We start from the raw sequence: 19,237 nt of genomic DNA, 5'->3' as shown, positions 1-19,237 counted from the left end.
TCCGCCAGAGATGTGCACGCGCCCGGCCCTAGGCTGGGCGCGTGCACATGGAGGAGGTGTTCACCGCCGTCGCCGTCGGCTTCGAGGCGATCGGCGCCGCCGCCATGATCGCGGGCTTCGTGATCGCGCTCGTGCTCGGGGCTCGATCGCTCGCCCGTCATGAGGGAGGGCAGCAGGCGTTCACGACGCTGCGCACCACCCTCGGCGGAGCGATCCTCCTCGGGCTCGAGGTTCTCGTCGCGGCTGACCTGATCCGCACGATCACCTCGAAGCCGTCGCTGGAGGACGCCGCGATCCTCGGGCTCATCGTCCTCATCCGGACCATTCTGTCGATCTCGATCCAGATCGAGATCGAGGGCACCCTGCCGTGGCGTCGCGCCCTCCTGCGCAGCGGCGGTCAACTGATCGGCGACGCGGTGGCGAAGGATCGCGCGGCCCAGCAGACCGCCGGCGCGACGCGCGGATCCGCCGCCGCGGACCCGCGCGCGCCCTGACCGTGGTCGGCTACGCGACGGCGCAGACCGCGGGGTCGTGCTCCGGGACGTGCAACCCGATCGGCCGAGCCCACGAGGAGCGTCGCGGGCGGGCGATCACCCGGGCTGGGGGCTGCGAGGCGACGGCGGCCTTCCGCTCGCGGATGGAGGCGAGGAGCGCGTGCTCGCGGTCTCGCGACCAGGTGTCGTGGCGGTACTGCTGTTCGGCGGCGTATACAGCGAACATGGTTTCCTCCGTTGGTTCCGACGTGGTGAAACCTACGCGGGGGTTCCGACATTGCCGGCCGTGGCGGGTATGGCAGGATTCCGCCCGGACGCGGCAGTCGAGAGGCGCTCTCACGCCGATCCGGCGAACTCGCGGATGAGCCGCGCGGCGGGTGCGGCATCCCGGATCATCGTCTCGTGGCCATGCCCCGCCACCTCAGCGAGCCGGCCGTCGGGCAGGGCTTCCGTGAGCCGTCGGCACCAGTCCGGTGGGGCGACGAGATCGTCCTGGCCGCGGAGCACCAGCGCGGGCACCCCCACGCGCGGCAGCACATCCTCGGGACGATGCCTGAGCATCGCGTGGAACTTCGCGCGCAGGCGCGGCCCCGCACGCACGTACTCCCGGGCACCGCGCGCGATCACCACCGGGCTCTCGAGGGCGATGTCGCGCAGGAGCCGCCACAGCTGCCGCGGCGCCGTCCGGGCGGACGGGTCGACGGTGGGTCCGATGAGCACGATGCGGTCGACGACGGCCGGATGGCGCGCCGCGACCTCGAGCGCGACCTGCGCGCCCATCGAGTGACCGATGACGACCGCAGGCCCGCGCACGTGAGCCCGGAGGTAGGCGGCCACGAGGTCGGCCGTGCGCTCGATCGTCAGCACGCGACGCGGTTCGGGGGCCTCCCCGTAGCCCGGGAGGTCGAAGGCGATGACCTCGCCGTCGCCCAGATGCCGCTCGAGGTCGGCGAACACCGTGCGGCCCATGCCGATGCCGTGGATCAGCACGTACATCCTCTCGCCGCTCCCGCGGCGCTCGGCGACGAGCGTCGCGCCGGCGTGCGCGAATCTGTCGACGACCGCCATGGATCAGGCGGCGCCCGGCTGATCGCGTAGTCCGACCCGGTCGGGGATGTCGAACTGCACCCGGGTCAGCCAGGCCGAGGGTTCGGGCCACGGACGGGACGCGGGGAGCGTGCGCAACCGTGCGCGCAACGCGGTGCCGGAAGCCTCGACCGGAAGCACGCGCGACGGCGCATGGTGAGCGAGAGCGCCGAGCCACCAGTGGCGCCAGGTGCCCTCGATCGCCTCGGGGCCGGCCACGACGTAGTAGTCGGGCATGACCGCCTCGCCCGACGCGAACAGCGCCAGGAGGGCGTCGACCTCCGCCTCGAGAGAGCCGAGCGTCGCGCGCTCCTCGTAGAGCTCGACCCAGGCCGAGGCGACGTGCTCGAGCGGGTCGGCGTCGTGGACGACGTAGGGCATCGAGACGGAGGCGACGAGGTGCGCGGCCACCGCCGGCTCGGCCTCACGGAGCGACAGGGCCAGGAGCGCGGGAACATCGGCGAGGCCGGTCAGGAGCTCGTCGCTATCGGCTCCGACGAGCGCCACCACGGTCGATCGTGGAGCGGTGTCTGCGTTGTGCGCCATGTTCCACGATACGTCCGGCGGCGTGCGGAGGGGAGTGCGCACCGCCGGAGCCGGCCGGACCCGGGATCTCGCCGACGCGGACGCGCGGCCGGCGCCGGGCGTCACTCGGCGGTCAGCACCACCGTGGCGAGGTCCGCGCCGAAGGTGAAGCGGGCGTCGACGGTGCCGCCGCGGAGCACGCCCGGCAGCCACCGCGAGGCGTCGTCCCACATGCGCGCGTAGGGCACGGCGTCGAGGGAGTACCACTGCGGCGTCATCCCGTCGCTCCCGACCGGATCGCCCCACCACCGCCGGCAGACGAAGACGGTCGCCTGCTGCGACCACGCGGGCCGGGTGGGGAAGTGGTACTCGACCGTGCCGGCGAGATAGAGATCGGATGCCTCGACCCGCACGCCGACCTCCCTCCGGGCTTCGCGCACAGCGGCCTCGTCGGCGCCCTCGCCCGGCTCGACCCGGCCGCAGATGCCCACGACCTTGCCCCGGCCGAGCCCTGCGCGCTTGCGCCCCAGCAGAACCTCCACGCCCTCCGGCCCGCGCCGCAGCAGAAGCACCACGCAGACCCCGGGCAAGGACATGGCTCGAGGGTACGCGCCGTGCGCGCCGCACCGACGCGGAAACCCCGGCGGTTCGCGGGGTGCGCGGCCTGCCTCGCCGCCGATGTCAGGGGCCGAACGTACCGTGTTGAGCATGCGGATCCTGCACACCTCCGATTGGCACATCGGGCGGTCGTTCCACGGCCACGCCACGCTCGATGTGCTGCGAGGTGTGCTCGAGGAGCTCGTCATCCAGGTGACCGAGCGCGACGTCGACCTCGTGATCGTCGCCGGCGACGTGTTCGATTCCGCGACTCCCGCCGCGGGGGCGTACACGCTCCTGACCGACGCGCTGCGAGGCCTCGCCGACGCCGGCGCCACCGTGGTCGTCACGAGCGGCAACCACGACTCCGCGGCCCGGCTCGGTTTCCAGGCCGGCCTCCTACGCGACAGCGTCCACGTCATCACCGATCCCGCGACGGTCGGCACCCCGATCACCGTCGACGACGAGCACGGCCCGGTCCACGTGTACGGCATCCCCTATCTGGAGCCGGTGCTGCTGCGCGGCGCCTGGCCGGGCGTGCGCACGCAGGCAGATGTGCTCGCGCGCGCCATGGATCTGGTGCGGGCAGATGCCGTGGCCCGAGGCGGACGCACGATCGCGGTCGCGCACTGCTTCGCCGCCGGAGTGGAGCCGACGCCGCATCTCGAGCGCGACATCCAGCAGGGCGGTCTCGACATCGTGCCGCTGTCGACCTTCGACGGCGTGGACTACATGGCGCTGGGGCACATCCACGGGCGGCAGCAGCTGTCGCCGCGCGTGCGCTACTCCGGCGCGCCCCTGCACTACAGCTTCGACGAAGGGCACAAGCCGCGCGGGTCGTGGCTGATCGACCTCGGCGCCGACGGACTCGGCCCAGACGCACTCGGCCGCGTCGAGTGGCTCCCGCTGCCGGTGCCGCGTGCCGTCACCACGCTGACCGCGACGCTCGACGAGCTGCTGACCGACGAGCGCTTCGCGACCCACGCCGATGAGTGGGTGCGCGCCGAATATACGGATCCGCTGCCGCAGCGCGATCCGATGCGGCGTTTGCTCGCACGGTTCCCGTTCTGCGCCGAGGTGCGCCACGTGCCGGTCGCCGCGCGCGCCGGCGACGCGCGCACGTACGCCGAGCGCGTGCGCGCCGCCCGCAACGACGCCGAGCTCGTCGACGCGTTCCTCGCGCACGTGCGCGAGGGCGAGGGTGCGTCGGCTCGCGAGGCCGAGCTCGTCGGTGAGCTGCTGGAGCAGCGGGCGCGGGTGGAGGCGACCGCGTGAGGCTGCACCACCTCGAGCTCACCGGGTTCGGGCCGTTCCGCGAGAAGCAGAGCGTCGACTTCGAGGCGTTCGAGCACGACGGCATCTTCCTCATCGCCGGCCGCACCGGCGCGGGCAAGTCGAGCATCCTCGACGGCGTCTGCTTCGCGCTGTACGGCAGCGTGCCCCGGTACGAGACGGGCGACAAGCGCCTCCGCAGCGACCATTGCGAACCCGAGGACCCGACGGAGGTTCGCCTCGAGTTCACCGTCGGCGATCGCCGCTGGCGTGTGACCCGGGCCCCGGAGTACCAGCGGCCCGCTCGTCGCGGCGGCGGGCTGACCACCGAGCCCACACGTGCAGAGCTCGAGGAGCTCGTGGACGGAGCATGGATCGGCCGAGCCGCCAAGCCGCGCGAGGTCGGGCTCTTCCTGGACGAGGTGCTCGGGCTCAACGCTCAACAGTTCCAGCAGGTGATCCTGCTCGCGCAGAACCGCTTCTCGAGGTTCCTCCTCGCTTCCGGCACCGAGCGTCAATCGCTGCTGCGTGCGCTGTTCGGTACCCGCCGCTATGAGGAGTACGCCCGTGAACTGGGCGAGCGCAGCAGGGCTGCGCAACACGAGCTCGACGCGCTGGGCGAGCGGGCCCGCACCTTGCTCGATCAGGCCGAGAGACTGATCGCGGCGCATGAGCTGGTGCCGGCCGACGAATCCGTCGGCGCCACGCCGCTCGACCTCGCAGCGCGACGAGCCGCCGTCGATCTCGGCGAGCAGCGCGCTTCGTACCGCCTCGACACGCTGACCCGCGAGCGCACCGAGGCGGACGACGCTCGCGCGGCAGCGGAAGCCGCGCACCTCGAACGCGTCGGGGTCGCCAAGGCGCAGGCCGAGCTCGGTCGTGCTCGGGACCGACTCATCGCGCTCGAGGCGGCCGGCCCGCTCATCGCAGAAGACCGCCGGCGACTCGACCGCGCGCGTTCGGCCGAGGTGCTCCGCGCCCCGCTCGAGACGGCTCGCCGGGCCGACCGCACCGCGGCGGCAACGGCCGAGCAGGCCGCATCCGCGGACGCGGTCTGGGCCCGAGCGGTAGCCGGCACCGACGACGCGGACACAGATGATCTCACCGCGGTGGTCGAGCGGCTCACCGGCGAGCTCGCCCTGTGGACCGCGGCGCTCGCGCAGGAGGCCGCCCTCGCTGACGGCGAGACGCGGATGACGGATGCCGCGGCCGGCGTTGCGCGGCTCGAAGCCGACATTGTCGCCCTCGATGCGCAGCGGGCGCAGGTGCCGGCGGAACTCGAACGCATCGACACCGAACTCGACGCGCAGCGCGAGGCGGCCTCCCGGCGCGACCCCGCGCGAGCGCGTCACGACGAGATCGCCGCGCGCCTTGCCGCCGCCGTCGAGGCCGAGGGGTTCGCCGCCGCGCAGCGCGCGGCCGAGATCGTCCATCGCGATGCGGCCGGTGCGGCCGCCGCGGCCGCCGCGAGGGTCGCCGAGCTGCTGCAGCTCCGCCTCGACGGCTATGCGGGCGAGCTCGCGACCACCCTCGTCGACGGTGAGCCCTGCGCCGTCTGCGGTGCCACCGCGCACCCGTCCCCGGCGGCACCCGCCGATGAGCCGGTGACCGACGAGATCCTCGCAGCGGCGCAAGCCCAGCGGGACGCAACCTCCCGTCACGAGAGCGCCGCATCGGACGCGGCGAAGCGAGCGCGGGAACGCCACGCCGAGGTCGCAGCCCGCGCCGGCGGCGAAGGCGTGGAGCCGCTTCACGAGCAGCTGGCTGCGGCCGCCGCCGACCTCGCCGCCGCGGAGCGGGCCGTCGAACGCCGCGACGCGCTCGCCGCCCGGCGCGCCGGGCTCGCGGCGCTCGACCTCGAAGCCGAGACGTCGCGCGCCACGCTGACGGAGCAGCTCGCCGACGCCCGCACGCGGATCGCGGCGTTGCAGGAGCGCGTGGCCGCCGCACGCGAGGCGGTCGAGGCGGCCCGCGGGGAGCATCCGAGCGTGGCCGACCGCGTCGCGCACGCCACCGCGGTCCGCGACGCCGCCCGCGCGGCGGCCGACGCCCGCGCCGACGCGGACCGCGCGGCGATGCTGGCCGCGCAGGCACATGCCGACGTCGACGAGAGGGTCGCGGCATCCGTCTTCGCCGATGTCGCCGACGTCACCGCCGCGCTGGTGGCGCCGCGGGCGGCGGAGACGCTCGCCGAGCGGATCTCGGCGCACGACGCACAGCTCGGGGCTGCGCGCGCCCGCGTGCTCGAGCTCGAGCTCGAACTCGCCGGCGCTCCCACCGATCCTGTCGACACGGACGCGTCGCGGAACGTGCTCGCGGCAGCCGACGCGGCACGCACCGCGGCACTGCGCGCCGAGGGCGACGCGCGCACGCTCGTGGCGGGACTGCGCGACCTTGCGATGCAGATCGATCAGGCGTACGCCGGGGTCGCCGTTCGGGCCGCCGATGCCGCGGCCATCGCGCGGCTCGCCGACACCGTTGCGGGCCGCGCCCCCAACACGATGAAGATGGACCTCGAGACGTTCGTGCTCGCCGCCGAGCTCGAGGAGATCGTGGCCGCCGCGAACCTGCGGCTCAGCGACATGTCGTCGGGCCGCTACCGGCTGCAGCACACCGACGCGCGGGCGGCCCGCGGCGCCGCCTCCGGGCTCGGCCTCGAGATCATGGACGCGTTCACCGGCCAGTCCCGTCCGGCCCAGTCGCTGTCGGGTGGCGAGACCTTCCTCGCGTCTCTCGCGCTGGCCCTCGGGCTCGCCGAGGTCGTGACGGCCCGCGCCGGCGGCATCCGGCTCGACACGCTGTTCGTCGACGAGGGATTCGGCTCGCTCGATGAGGAGACGCTCGACCTCGCCATGCGCACTCTCGACGAGCTGCGCCAGGGCGGGCGCACGGTCGGCGTCATCAGCCACGTCGCCGCGATGAAGGAGCAGCTCCCGGCACAGCTCGCCGTCGAGGCGACACCCGCGGGCCCGAGCGTCATCCGCCAGGACGCCGGCGTGCGCGTCTGATCCCCGGCACCGCACACGGAAGACGCGCCAGTCGGTACTCGCCGACCCGAGCGCCACCGCAGGCGCCCACGTGCAGCGCCGGGCTCGCAGCATCCGCCCCGCTCATCGCCTGAGCGCGCGGCCGGTGCCGCGGGGTCAGACGCCGTAGTCGTCCCGGATGCGGTCGCGCAGCTGGTGACTGCACGCGGTCACCGCGGTGCGCCAGTCCGTGATGGCGCCGTCCTGGGCGCGATCCGAGACGGCCTTCAGCACGCGGATCGGCACCCCGAACCGCTGCGCCACCCAGATGTACGCGTACGTCTCCATATCGACGAGGCCCGCGCCGAGCGGGCGGATGACCTCCACCGCCTCGGAGTCGTCGACGAAGTGGTCGCCGGTCGCGATCGTCACGCCGTCGGCATCGAGCTCGACGCGCGCCGGCAGCGACACGTGCTGGCCGACGATGCCGTCGATGTCGGTGACGTCGTGCTGGAGGGCCGCCGAGATCTCGTAGACGGATGCCTCGAGCCGCGCGTCGATCGCTCCCGCGGTGCCGACCACCACGATCTCGTCGTAGGCGGTCGTGTCGAGTGCGCGGGTGAGCGCGTAGGTCGCCTGCAGCTTGCCGGGGCCGGTGACGAGGCGGTCGAATCCGTCGAGGTCGTCAGGGAACGCGACGAGCTCGGAGGCGAGGGCGGCGACGAGGAGTCTCACCCCTCCATCATGTCCCGCCCGCCCGAGTCTCCGCCCGGCGCGCTGGGGAACGGGGTTAGCCTGGGCACGATGTCCGAGCCACACCCGACGCCCCCGAAGACCTCGACGAAGGGGCGTGCCGTGCCGGTCACGACCGCCGTCATCCCCCTCTCGCACGGAGCCCGCTGGCGGGCCTTCTGGGTGTGCGTCTCGGTTGCGGCGATCACCATCCTCGACATGACGAAGGTCAATGTCGCGCTCCCGTCGATCGGCGAGGTGCTCGGCGCGAGCTCGACCCAGCTGCAGTTGATCGTCTCGGGGTTCGTGCTGACCTTCGGGCTCGTGCTGGTGCCGATGGGCCGCCTCGGCGACCAGAGGTCGCGGCGCACGCTCTTCGTCGTCGGACTGACGCTGTACACGGTCACCAGCGTGCTCTGCGCGCTCGCGCCGACCGCGGAGGCACTGCTCGTGGGACGGTTGCTGCAGGGCGTGGCCGCCGGCATCCAGATGCCCCAGGTGCTGGGTATGGCGCAGGAGCTGTTCCAGGGCAAGGAGCGTGCCCGGGCCTTCGGCCTCTTCGGCGCGACGATCGGCATCGCGACCGCCTTCGGCCCGACGCTGGGCGGCCTGCTCATCGCGCTGGGCGGCCCGACGAACGGGTGGCGACTCATCTTCTGGATGAACGTGCCGCTGTGTCTCATCGCGATCGCCCTCGCGCTGTGGCTGCTGCCCGACACCCGCACGCGGTCTCTGCGCAAGGTGCAACTGGATCCCGTCGGCGTGCTGCTGTTCGGCGCGAGCGTCGTCTGTCTGATGTGGCCCTTCCTCTTCACGACCGGCGCGCCCACCGACAACCCGGCGCGCTGGTGGCTGCTCGTCGCCTTCGCGCTGTTCGCGTCGGCGTTCATCGCGTGGGAGCGCCGCTATGCGAAGCGCGGCCGCAAGCCGCTCATCCCACTGGGCCTCTTCCGCATCACGTCGTACCGCAACGGCACCCTGCTGCAGACCGCGTACTTCACGGCGGCGCCGGCGATGTTCCTGGTCACGACGCTGTTCCTGCAGCTCGGGCTCGGGCTCGCGCCGGTGTACGCCGGGATGGTCTCCATCGGATTCGCGCTGGCGTCCGCCGTCACCTCGTGGATCGGCGGCAACCTCGTCAGCACTCACGGCCGGGTCGTCGTGGTGTGGGGGCTCGCCGGCATGTTGCTGTGCGTGGGCGGGCTGGTGCTCGCCGCGCTGTACAGCGACCCCGCGTGGACCCCCTACATCGCCGCCGCCGTCATGACCGTCGGCGGTGCCGGTGGCGGTCTCGTGATCGCCCCGAACCAGGCGCTCACCCTCGGCGACATCCCGGTCAAGCAGGGCGGCCTCGCCGGCTCCGTCGGTCAGCTCGGCCAGCGCATCGGTGCCGCGGTCGGCACGGCCGTCGCCCTGTCGCTGTTCTACGCCGCGATCTACCGGGAGTCCGGCTCGCACGACAGTCTCGTCGTCTACCACGACGCGTACGCGTTCGGGATGCTGTCGGTCGCGGTCTTCCTCGCGCTCGCGTTCCTGGTGGCCATCATCGACCTCACCGCCCGCCGCAGCGCACGCGAGCGGAAGGGCGCGGTCAGCGGCGCAGGGACACCGGTCCCATGACCGGACGCCTCCGGTCGCGCGTCCACCGGGCGTGCGACTCGCGGAACTCCGCGCGCGTCGTGAAGCGGTAGCGGTACGAGACGGCGCGCACCCACCGCGGCCGGTCGCCGGCGAACGGGTCGTGGGCGAGCAGGCGCAGGGTCGCAGCATCCGCTTGCAGAAGGCGCACCAGGAACGGCGTGAACCATTCGTCCAGGGAGCGGCCGAGCGGCAGGAACCACATCAGCCAGTCCAGGCGCAGGTGGTACGGCGCGAACTGACGCGGGATGCGGTGCACGTCGCCGGGCTTTCCCTTGAAGGCGTACTCGCGCCAGGTCGCGTTGTCGGGGTCCTCGTCCATCGTGCCCTCGACGACGATCTCGATGCGCTCCTTCGTCACGGTGCCGAATGCGCCGTAGGCGTTGGCGAGCTGCCACCGGTTGAACGACGCGTTCATGAGCTGCCGGCGCGCGAACAGGTTCTGCAGCGGCCACCAGCTGATCACGAGGTACAGCACCCCCACCGCGCTCGTGATGACCAGCCAGTACAGCGGGATCCCGTCGATCACGATGGGCGCAACGGATGCTGCGCCCTGGTGCTCTGCGCCGATTCCGGGCAATCCGATGGCCGAGAACGCGAGAACGATCGTCATCCAGTTGAGCCAGGCGAAGTTGCCGGTGACGACGAGCCAGGCCTGCGTGGCGATCACGATCGCGGCGGCGACCGCGCCGACGATCGCGGGCACCGGTCCGGGTGCGAAGAGTCCGACGAGGGGCGCGAAGAGGAACCACGGCACCACGAGCTGCGCGAAGTGGTTGCCGAGCACCTCGCCCTTGTGGAACCAGCGGGGGAGCAGGTGCGCCTGGCGGCTGAGCGGCCCGGGCATCGGCTGCGTCTCGTGGTGGTAGGTCAGCGCTGTGAGATCCCGCCACTCGCGCCCGCCCCGGATCTTGATCATGCCCGCGCCGAACTCGAGCCGGAACACCAGCCACCAGAACAGCACGATCACGACGACGGGTGGGGGTTGGTCGTTCGAACCCAGGAAGGCCGCGAGGAAGCCTGCCTCGAGCAGCAGCATCTCCCACCCGAAGCCGTAGAAGGTCTGCCCGATGCTCGTGATGGACATGTAGCCGAGCCACAGCGCGAGGAAGCACAGCATCGGCACCCACGGCGGACCGAGCTGCGGGATACCCGCGACGAGCGTCGCCGCGACCACGATGCCCGTCCCGCAGAGGGCGACGAGCCTGCGATCGCTGTACCGGAGGTAGCGGAACAGGGTGGGACGCAGCATCCGTGCACCTCGTTTGGAGGTCCGCGCCCACTCCAGCAGTTCCGGCACCGGCAGCAGGCCGCTCTCGCCGAGCAGCGGGCGGAACTGGTTCAGCGACGAGACGAACGCGATGACGAACAGCGCCGCCACACCCCGCTGCAGCACCTGCCGAGCGAACTCGAAGTCGACCGCGGCGAAGCCTTCCACGCCGTCACGCTCCGAAGAGGTCCCCGAGTTCGAGGCGCTCGCCACGGCGCTGGCGTGCGTTGTCGTGCAGTGCCTGGCGTGCGGCGTACCAGCCGGGCATCCCGGTGACGCCGGGTCCGGGCGGGGTCGACGCCGACGCGAGGTAGACCCCTCGCAGCGGCGTGCGCCACGGGGTCGCCGACACGACAGGACGCCGGATTGCCTGCGCGAACGTGAACGCGCCGCCGAGGATGTCCCCGCCGATGTCGGCGGGGTTGTAGGCCTCCCGCTGGGCGGCGGTCATCGCGTGGCTGGCGAGGATGCGGTGCCGGAAGCCCGGGGCGAAGCGCTCGACCTGTCGGACGACGGCTTCGGTGGGATCGAACGTCGAGCCGGCCGGAACGTGGATGTAGGCCCACAGAACCTGTTTGCCCTCGGGCGCGCGTGTGCCGTCGAGCACACTCGGCTGCACCGTGAGCACGTACGGGCGGTCGGTCAGGCCGCCGCGCGCGACCGCGTTCTCACTCGCCTCCACCTCCGCCCGCGTGCCGCCGAGGTGCACGGTGGGGGCGAGAGCGACGTCGGGATGGGCCCACGGTACGGGGCCGTCGAGGGCGAAGTCGACCTTCGCGGCCGCCGGGCCGTACCGGTATTGGCGGATCGCGTGCGCGTACCGCGCGGGAAGATCCGGATGCGTGAGCAGCAGGCGCGGTGTGGTGTCGAGCAGCAGCAGGTCGCCGGCGTCCGGATCGCCCCAGTCGAGCCCCGCGAGCGTCTCCACCCGCGTGCCCGTCTCGACCGCGCCGCCGTGCGTCGTCAGGTCGGCGACGAGGGCGTCCGCGATCGCCTGCGATCCGCCGCGCGGGAACGCCCAGCCGTCGGCAGAGTGCCCGTGCGCCGCGAGGAAGAGCCCTGACGCGGCCCCTCCGAGTGAGGGCATCGGGGTGTTCGCGTGGGCGAGCACGCCCGCGAGGAGCGCGTTCGCCTCCTCGGTGCGGAACGTGCCGCGCCCCAGGCGCGTGCCGAGCTGCAGGGCGCGGAGCCCGAACCGGACGGTGGTGATCGGATGCCGCGGCCACCGCAGCAGCTGCGAACCGGTGAAGTCGACCAGGCCGCCGAGATGGCGGCTGAGAGGGCGCAGCACCGCCCGCCACGCGCGGCCGTCGGGGCCGAGCCCATCGGCCGTGCGCTCGATGTCGCGCCACGCGATCGCCGCGCGTGCGCCGTCGAGCGGCTGCGCGTAGGACGCGAGCGGGTGGATCCAGCCGACGCGGTCGTGGATGCCGAACGCGCGGAAGAAGGGCGACGAGAGCGCCGCCGGGTGCACCGCCGAACACACGTCGTGGCGGAACCCGGGGAGCGTGAGCGGCGAGGTACGCACGCCGCCGCCGACGGTCGAGGCGGCCTCGACCACGCGCACCTCGTACCCGGCGCGCGCGAGCGCGACCGCGGCCGACAGACCGTTGGGACCGCTGCCGATCACCGTCGCGCGCTTCGCCATGACCCCATCCTTCCATCGGGTTGCGGCGGCGGGAGGGGCTTGACGAGTCCGACGCGTGCCGAAAGACGGGTGCGTGACGCGACACGCCGGGCGGCAGCATCCGTCTCCGGCGTGTCGTCGCCACCGACCCGTGTTTCGGCCTCGCAGGGCAGAGGGGGGGAGGCCCCTGGCGACAGGGGTGAACGGGCGTGGCGATCTTCCTCACCGCGCCCCACGGGGACAGGATGGAGGGGCGGAGGGTCCGCGGAGAATGAGGTGGATCATGCAATCGGTGCTTCTCGAGACACCGGCAGGGATCACGGCGCGTCTCGGCTGGGACCCCAAGCTCTCGGACCACGACCGCAAGCGCGCTCTGGCCCAGGAGATCGTCGCCACGAGACTCGGCGTCGACCCGAAGGACGTGCGCGTCGAGCGCGAGGCGCCGCGTACGTTCGGATTCCACACCCAGCTGATCGCCGAGGTCGACGGCGCCGAGGTGCCGCTGAAGATCCGCAACGTGAACTTCCGCGCCGCGACCGTCGTCGCGGTCGCCGACGCCGATGCCTCCCTCGGGCTCGACCTGCGCGACGCGCATCCCGACGATGCCGAGCTGCACCTCATGAAGCGGCACTCGCACCTGCTCGACGAGAACGACCTCGGCAAGCTCATCGCCCACTGGACCCGCGTCCAGGCCGTGCGCGATGCCGATGGCCGGGGCGCCCGCGTCGCCGCCGACCATGTGCGGCTCGACAGCCCGCTGACGAAGGGCTGGATCCCCGACCGGAAGGTCTTCTACCAGCTCGCGGACCTTTCCCGCGACAGCTGGATCATCACGCTAGCCTACACGCAGGCTCCCACCTGAGAGACGAACCGCGGTGAACGGATGCCGCGGGCCGCGGCATCCGTTTCTTCAGTCCTTCACGAGATCGGGGAGGGCGGCCCTCAACTCCGCGAGCCACACACGGGCGTTGCCGTCGGACGGTGCGCGCCAGTCGCCGCGGGGCGACAGCGAACCTGCGGGCGACACCTTCGGGCCGTTGGGGATCGCGGAGCGCTTGAACTGGGCGAATGCGAAGTAGCGCCTCAGGAACACCTGCAGCCACTTCGCGACCGTCGGCAGGTCGTAGGCGTAGCGGTCCTCCTCGGGGAAGCCCGGAGGCCATGCGCCGGCCTCGGCATCGCGCCACGCGTGCGCCGCGAGGTAGGCGATCTTGGACGGCCGGAACCCGAACCGGAGGATGTGGTAAAGCGCGAAGTCGTGCAGCGCGTAGGGGCCGATGCGGTCCTCGGTCGACTGCATCTTGCCGTCCTGGCCCATCGGCACGAGTTCGGGCGAGATCTCGGTGTCGAGCACCGACTGCAGCACCGCGCGCGCCTCGTCGCTCAGATCGGTGGATCCCCCCTCATCGCCACGATGCGAGATCACCCAGCGGATCACGTGCTGGATGAGGGTCTTCGGCACGCCCGCGTTCACGGCGTAGTGGCTCATGTGGTCGCCCACGCCGTACGTCGCCCAGCCGAGGGCGAGCTCCGACAGGTCGGAGGTGCCGATCACCATTCCGCCGTGGTGGTTGGCCAGCCGGAAGAGGTAGTCGGTGCGCAGGCCCGCCTGCACGTTCTCGAACGTGATGTCGTGGACGGGCTCGCCGTCGGCGAACGGGTGGCCGAGGCGCTCGAGCATCTCGATCGCGAGCGGCCGGATGTCGATCGTCTCGATCGAGGCGCCGACCGATTCGGCGAGGGCGATCGCGTTGGACTTGGTGTGCTCGCTCGTCGCGAAGCCGGGCATGGTGTACGCGAGGATGTCGCTGCGCGGGCGCCCCATCAGGTCCATCGCGCGCGCGACCACGAGCAGCGCGTGGGTCGAGTCGAGACCGCCGCTCACGCCGATCACCGGCTTCGGGCCGCCGATCGCGCGCATGCGCTGGACGAGCCCTGACACCTGGATGTTGAAAGCCTCGTAGCAGTCCAGTGCGAGGCGGGCGGGGTCGTCGGGCACGAACGGGAACCGGTCGAGCGAGCGCCGCAGGCCCACGTCGGCGCTCGGCGGGTCGAGCCGGAAGTGCACGGTGCGGAACGAGGCATCCGCTCCCGTCGTCCTGCGGTTGTCGTCGAAGGTGCCCTGGCGCAGCCGGTCTTGGCGGAGGCGGTCGAGATCGACGTCGGCGATCGAGCGGCGCGGCCCGTCGGGGAAGCGCTCGGTCTCGACGAGCAGGTTGCCGCCCTCGTAGATCATGGTCTGGCCGTCCCACGAGACGTCGTTCGTGGACTCGCCGCTGCCGGCGGCCGCGTAGGCGTACGCGGCGAGGCAGCGCAGTGACTGCGACTGGCAGAGGTCCTTGCGGTCCTCGGCGCGCGCGATCGTGATGGGGCTGCCGCTGAGGTTGAGCAGCACGGTCGCTCCGGCGAGCGCGGCGCGCGACGACGGCGGGATCGGCACCCACACGTCTTCGCAGACCTCGGCATGCACGACAAGCCCCGGGATGTCGAGCGCCTCGAACAGCAGGTCGGGGCCGAAAGGCGCCTCGAGCTCGCCGACGCGGATGTCCTGCCCCGCCTGGTCGTCGCCGGGTGCGTACCAGCGCCGCTCGTAGAACTCGCGGTACGTCGGCAGGTACGCCTTCGGCGCGACGCCCAGCAGCTCGCCGCGGTGGATCACGACCGCGCAGTTGTAGAGGCGGTTGCGGTGGCGCAGCGGCGCGCCGACGACGAGCACCGGAAGGAGATCGACGGATGCTTCGACCAGTCCCTCGATCGCGGCGACGACGGCATCGAGCACCGGGTCCTGCATGACGAGGTCGTCGATCGCGTAGCCGGTCAGGCACAGCTCCGGGAAGACCGCGACCGCCACCGCGTCGGCGTCGCATACGCGCGCGGCCTCGAGCACCGCCTCGGCGTTGGCCGCGGGGTCGGCGATCTCCACCGGGATCGTGCACGCGGCGACACGGGCGAACCCGTGCCGGTACGCGCTGTCGAAGGACAGGCTCATGGGTTCAGTCTGTCAGGTGCCCTGCCTCGCCGATCGGTGCGTTCTGGCGACTCGCCAGAACGCAGGGCGCGCTTGCCCGCAATCTGGCGACTCGCCAGAACGCCTCGAGGCGGACCGCCGCGTCGGGCACCGGTCGGTATTGGCGACTCGCCGGGAATGACGTGCGCGTTTGCGAATTCTGGCGACTCGCCGGGAATGACGTGCGCGTTCGCGAATTCTGGCGACTCGCCGGGAATGACGTGCGCGTTTGTGAATTCTGGCGACTCGCCGGGAATGACGTGCGCGGGCGGGCGGGCGGCGAACGGAGGGGGGAGGTGTCGGATGCCGCGGCTATCGTCGTTCGAGAAGGGCGGGGTATGCGATACATCGAGGACGAAGGACGGATCGTCTGGAGCGCGAGCGATCTGAAGACCGCGGCTGAGTGCGAGTTCGCATGGCTGCGCGCGATCGATGCGCGGCTCAGGCGTGTGGCCGCGGTCGAGGATCCCGAAGACCTCACCCTCGAGCGCGCCGGGCGCCTGGGCACGGCGCACGAGCGCCGGGTGCTCGCGGACTACATCGAGCGCTTCGGCGATCGGATGGTCGAGATCCCCGAGACGCGCTCGTCGGATGCTGCGGCCCTCGCGTATGCGGTCGAACGGACGAATGCGGCCCTCGCGTCGGACGCCGAGGTCGTCTACCAGGCCGCGTTCTCGACCGCCTCGTTCGTCGGTTTCGCGGACTTCCTCGTGCGCGACGAAGCCGGCCGCTGGCTCGTGCAGGACACCAAGCTCGCGCGGCACGCACGGGTGACCGCGCTCATGCAGCTGGCGGCATACGTCGACCAGCTCGACCGCCTCGGGGTTGCGCGTTCGGACCGCGTGCAGCTGCTGCTCGGCGACGGCAGCGTCAGCGAGCACGAGGTGGACGACCTGCTGCCCGTGTTCGGACTGCGCCGTGAGCGGCTGGCGGACCTCATCGCCGACCGCCGCCTCGACCTCGGTGCCGCGGGCGCGCCGATCGCGTGGGGTGATCCGCGCGGCGAGCTCGGCGTCGTGGCGTGCGGGCGCTGCGCGACATGCGACGCCGAGGTCGTGGCATCCCGTGACCTGCTCCTCGTGGCGGGCATGCGCCCGGTGCAGCGCGAGCGGCTGCGCGCCGCCGGCGTCGAGACGATCGAACAGCTCGCGGGGGCACCGAGCGGGCCGGCGGGTATGAACCCCGATGTGTTCGCATCGTTGCGAACACAGGCGCGTCTGCAGCTCGAAAGCCCGGCGGGCACGCCGCCGCTCATCGCGCCGAAGCGCCCGCCGCACGAGATCGTGGTGGCCGAGAGCGTGATCGCCACGGACGGCGCGTCCCTCGCCCAGGCGACGGTGGCCGCGGTGCTCGAAGCGCCCGCGTCGGCGCCGGCACCGCCGATCCCGGTGTTCGAGGTCGTCGCGCCCAAGGCACTCGGCGCGCTCCCGCGGCCCGATCACGGCGACCTGTTCTTCGACTTCGAGGGCGACCCGCTGTACACCGAGCCGCCGGTTCCGGGTGAGCCGACCCAGTGGGGCATCGACTACCTCTTCGGCTGGGTCGACGCCCGAGAGCGGTACACCGCCCTGTGGGCGCACTCGTTCGCCGAGGAGAAGCGCGCGCTCGAGGCGTTCCTCGACATCGTGAACCTGCGGCGGCAGCAGTTCCCCGGCATGCACATCTACCACTACGCCCCCTACGAGCCGACGCACCTCCTCGCCATGGCCGCGCGCCACGGCGTGCGGGAGGCCGATGTCGATCGCCTCTTGCGCGACGGCGTGTTCGTCGACCTGTACCCGATCGTGCGCCGGGCGCTGCGCGTCGGCTCCCGCTCGTACTCGATCAAGAAGCTCGAGCCGCTCTACATGGGCGACGAGGTGCGCACGAGCGACGTGCAGAAGGGCGACGACTCGATCGTGCGCTATGTCGAGGCGCGTGCGCTCCAGGCCGACGGCGCCGAGGCCGAGGCTTCCCTCGTGCTCGACGACCTCGCCGATTACAACCGATACGACTGCGTGTCGACACGGCGCCTGCGCGACTGGCTCGTCGACCGCGCACGCGAAGCGGCGCTCGTCCCCTCGCCGAACCCCGAGCCCGACGAGCGCGCGTACGAGCCGTCGCCGCGCGCGACGCTGCTCGACGCGCTCGCGCTCGATCACCCCGAGGACTCCGTCGAGGTCCGCTCCCTGCGGCTCGGCGCGGCCGCGATCGACTACTACCCCCGCGAGGCAAAGTCGTTCTGGGCGACGCATTTCCTGCGGCTGCGCGAGCCCGTCTCGCTGTGGGACGAGACGCGCGACGTCGTCGCGATCGACCCCGCGCGCAGCCGCGTGCGCGAGGACTGGCACTTCCTGGAGAGCGGCAAGGGGGGCGAGCGGCGCATCGTCGAGCTGCGGGGCGATCTTGCCCCCGGCACCCGCATCAGCGAGGGCACGAATCCGTTCGCGCTCTACGAGCTGCCGGCGCCGTTCCCCTTCGCGGCCTCGCCACGCTGGATCCACGCTCACCGCGCCGTCACGGTGCTCGAGGTCCTCGACGACGGCGCCGTGATCGAAGAGACCGCCGTGGACGGCGTGACGTGGAGCGAGCTGCCCCTCGCGCTCACGCCGCAGGCGCCGCCCGCAGCAGGCAACCAGCAGAAGGCGATCGACGCCTGGGCGGACGCCGTCATCGCTGCCGCGCCAGACCTTCCGGCCGACCCGGCCACCGACATCCTGCGCCGTCGGCCGCCACGTACTCTGTCGGGCTCGCTGCCCGCCGTGGGGGAGGACGCCGTCGAGGCGATCTCGCGTGCCGTGCGCGACCTCGACCGCAGCTACCTTGCCGTACAGGGTCCTCCCGGCACCGGCAAGACCTACGTCGGATCCCACGTGATCGCGCGGCTGGTGCGCGACCACGGGTACAAGGTGGGCGTCGTCGCCCAGGGACACACGACGATCGAGCACCTCCTCGACCGCGTCATCGCCGCAGGCGTGCCGGCGTCGCAGGTGGCCAAGGCCCCGAAGGACACGGCGGCCGACCACTCGTTCACCGTGCTGCCGAAGAACGGCGTGGCGGCGTTCACGGCCGAGCACGAGGCATCCGGCTACGTCATCGGCGGCACCGCGTGGGACTTCAGTCACGAGGGCCGCGTCCCGCGCGGCAGCCTCGATCTCCTCGTCGTCGACGAGGCGGGCCAGTTCTCGCTCGCCTCGACGATCGCCGTGTCGCTCGCCGCGCCGCGACTGCTGCTGCTCGGCGACCCGCAGCAGCTGCCGCAGGTCAGCCAGGGAACGCACCCCGCGCCCGTCGACACGTCCGCGCTCGGCTGGGTCATGGACGGCGCCGACGTCATCCCGCACGAGTACGGCTACTTCCTCGCCGAGACCCGGCGCATGCGACCCGAGGTCGCGGCGCCCGTGTCGACGCTGTCGTACCGCGGTCAGCTCGAGGCCCACCCCTCGACGGCGCTCCGCCGCATCGACGGCGTGGCCGCGGGCCTCGTCCCGATCCCGCTCCGCCACCACGGCAACGCCACGCAGTCCCTCGAGGAGGCCGCGGAGGTCGCGCGTCTGGTCACCGACCTCATCGGTCGTGAGTGGACGGATGCCGCCACCGACGACACCGACGGATCATCGGTCGCGTTGCCGCCGCGGCCGCTCGCGCAGCAGGATCTCATCGTCGTCACGCCGTACAACGCGCAGCAGGTCGCCGTCGAGGCCGCCCTCGCCGCGGCGGGGTTCCCCGACGTGCCCGTCGGCACGGTCGACAAGTTCCAGGGCAAGGAGGCGGCCGTCGCCATCGTCTCGCTGGCGGCCTCCAGCGGGCGCGACGCGCCGCGCGGCCTCGAGTTCCTGCTGCTGCGCAACCGCCTCAACGTCGCGATCTCGCGCGCGATGCACACGGCGTTCGTGGTCTACTCGCCCGGCCTTCTCGACGACCTGCCGTACACCCCGGAAGGCGTGGCGCGATTGAGCGGATTCGCGCGGCTCGTCGGCCGCGGCTGAGGCCCCGCGTAGACTCGCGCTCACAGTCGAATTCGTCGCACACGACAGCCCCCGA

Annotated in this window: 14 protein-coding genes; 6 read left to right on the top strand and 8 right to left on the bottom strand. The window is 72.3% G+C overall.

Annotation, left to right across the window (positions count from 1 at the left end):
- Positions 1-47 precede the first annotated feature (47 nt).
- The gene (locus tag MRBLWH3_RS00490; RefSeq protein WP_363435178.1) at positions 48-494 is read left to right on the top strand and encodes a DUF1622 domain-containing protein; all 447 of its coding nucleotides are present in this window, start codon (positions 48-50) and stop codon (positions 492-494) included.
- A 10-nt stretch (positions 495-504) separates the two neighbouring features.
- Here MRBLWH3_RS00490 and MRBLWH3_RS00485 read toward each other — a convergent pair whose 3' ends face one another.
- The 4 genes from MRBLWH3_RS00485 to MRBLWH3_RS00470 form a co-directional block, all read right to left on the bottom strand.
- The gene (locus tag MRBLWH3_RS00485; protein WP_363427642.1) at positions 505-720 is read right to left on the bottom strand and encodes a hypothetical protein; all 216 of its coding nucleotides are present in this window, start codon (positions 718-720) and stop codon (positions 505-507) included.
- A gap of 110 nt (positions 721-830) precedes the next feature.
- Complete coding sequence (locus tag MRBLWH3_RS00480; protein WP_363427640.1) at positions 831-1,562, bottom strand: alpha/beta fold hydrolase; 732 nt, start codon at positions 1,560-1,562, stop codon at positions 831-833.
- A gap of 3 nt (positions 1,563-1,565) precedes the next feature.
- Positions 1,566-2,126, bottom strand: a complete 561-nt coding sequence (locus MRBLWH3_RS00475) for a hypothetical protein (RefSeq protein ID WP_363427638.1) — start codon at positions 2,124-2,126, stop codon at positions 1,566-1,568.
- Between the two features lie 101 nt (positions 2,127-2,227).
- On the bottom strand, positions 2,228-2,701 hold the full coding sequence (locus tag MRBLWH3_RS00470; protein WP_363427636.1) for an 8-oxo-dGTP diphosphatase: 474 nt from the start codon (positions 2,699-2,701) through the stop codon (positions 2,228-2,230).
- 112 nt (positions 2,702-2,813) lie between these two features.
- Here MRBLWH3_RS00470 and MRBLWH3_RS00465 point away from each other — a divergent pair, with 112 nt between their 5' ends.
- Together MRBLWH3_RS00465 and MRBLWH3_RS00460 are read left to right on the top strand one after the other, a co-directional pair.
- Positions 2,814-3,977, top strand: a complete 1,164-nt coding sequence (locus MRBLWH3_RS00465) for an exonuclease SbcCD subunit D (RefSeq protein ID WP_363427634.1) — start codon at positions 2,814-2,816, stop codon at positions 3,975-3,977.
- Entirely contained in the window at positions 3,974-6,982 is a 3,009-nt protein-coding gene (locus MRBLWH3_RS00460) for an AAA family ATPase (protein ID WP_363427632.1), read from the top strand. Before MRBLWH3_RS00465 ends, MRBLWH3_RS00460 begins: the two co-directional genes overlap by 4 nt.
- 135 nt (positions 6,983-7,117) lie before the next feature.
- Here the strand turns inward: MRBLWH3_RS00460 and MRBLWH3_RS00455 are convergent, their stop codons facing one another.
- Positions 7,118-7,675 (bottom strand): nucleoside phosphorylase, encoded by a 558-nt coding sequence (locus MRBLWH3_RS00455; RefSeq protein WP_363427630.1) that lies wholly within the window; start codon positions 7,673-7,675, stop codon positions 7,118-7,120.
- Positions 7,676-7,744: 69 nt separating this feature from the next.
- On the opposite strand from MRBLWH3_RS00455, the gene MRBLWH3_RS00450 reads away from it, so the two are divergent.
- Positions 7,745-9,292, top strand: a complete 1,548-nt coding sequence (locus MRBLWH3_RS00450; protein ID WP_363427628.1) for an MFS transporter — start codon at positions 7,745-7,747, stop codon at positions 9,290-9,292.
- Here the strand turns inward: MRBLWH3_RS00450 and MRBLWH3_RS00445 are convergent.
- Positions 9,264-10,748: a lipase maturation factor family protein gene (locus MRBLWH3_RS00445; RefSeq protein WP_363427626.1), complete on the bottom strand. Its 1,485-nt coding sequence runs from the start codon at positions 10,746-10,748 to the stop codon at positions 9,264-9,266. The genes MRBLWH3_RS00450 and MRBLWH3_RS00445 overlap by 29 nt on opposite strands.
- A 4-nt stretch (positions 10,749-10,752) precedes the next feature.
- Positions 10,753-12,228, bottom strand: coding sequence for a phytoene desaturase family protein (locus MRBLWH3_RS00440; protein ID WP_363427624.1), 1,476 nt, complete (start codon positions 12,226-12,228; stop codon positions 10,753-10,755).
- 262 nt (positions 12,229-12,490) lie between these two features.
- Here MRBLWH3_RS00440 and MRBLWH3_RS00435 point away from each other — a divergent pair, with 262 nt between their 5' ends.
- On the top strand, positions 12,491-13,069 hold the full coding sequence (locus MRBLWH3_RS00435; protein ID WP_363427622.1) for a hypothetical protein: 579 nt from the start codon (positions 12,491-12,493) through the stop codon (positions 13,067-13,069).
- A 48-nt stretch (positions 13,070-13,117) separates the two neighbouring features.
- On the opposite strand, the gene MRBLWH3_RS00430 is transcribed toward MRBLWH3_RS00435, so the two are convergent.
- A complete protein-coding gene (locus MRBLWH3_RS00430; RefSeq protein ID WP_363427620.1) occupies positions 13,118-15,196 on the bottom strand; it encodes an NAD(+) synthase in 2,079 nt (692 codons plus the stop codon).
- A gap of 356 nt (positions 15,197-15,552) precedes the next feature.
- Here MRBLWH3_RS00430 and MRBLWH3_RS00425 point away from each other — a divergent pair, with 356 nt between their 5' ends.
- Complete coding sequence (locus MRBLWH3_RS00425) at positions 15,553-19,182, top strand: TM0106 family RecB-like putative nuclease (RefSeq protein WP_363427618.1); 3,630 nt, start codon at positions 15,553-15,555, stop codon at positions 19,180-19,182.
- The last annotated feature ends 55 nt before the right edge of the window (positions 19,183-19,237 follow it).

It is taken from the genome of Microbacterium sp. LWH3-1.2 (genome assembly GCF_040675855.1).
Lineage (GTDB): Bacteria > Actinomycetota > Actinomycetes > Actinomycetales > Microbacteriaceae > Microbacterium.
Note: the sequence above shows the minus strand (reverse complement) of the source record. Positions and strands in the feature narration are given on the sequence as shown.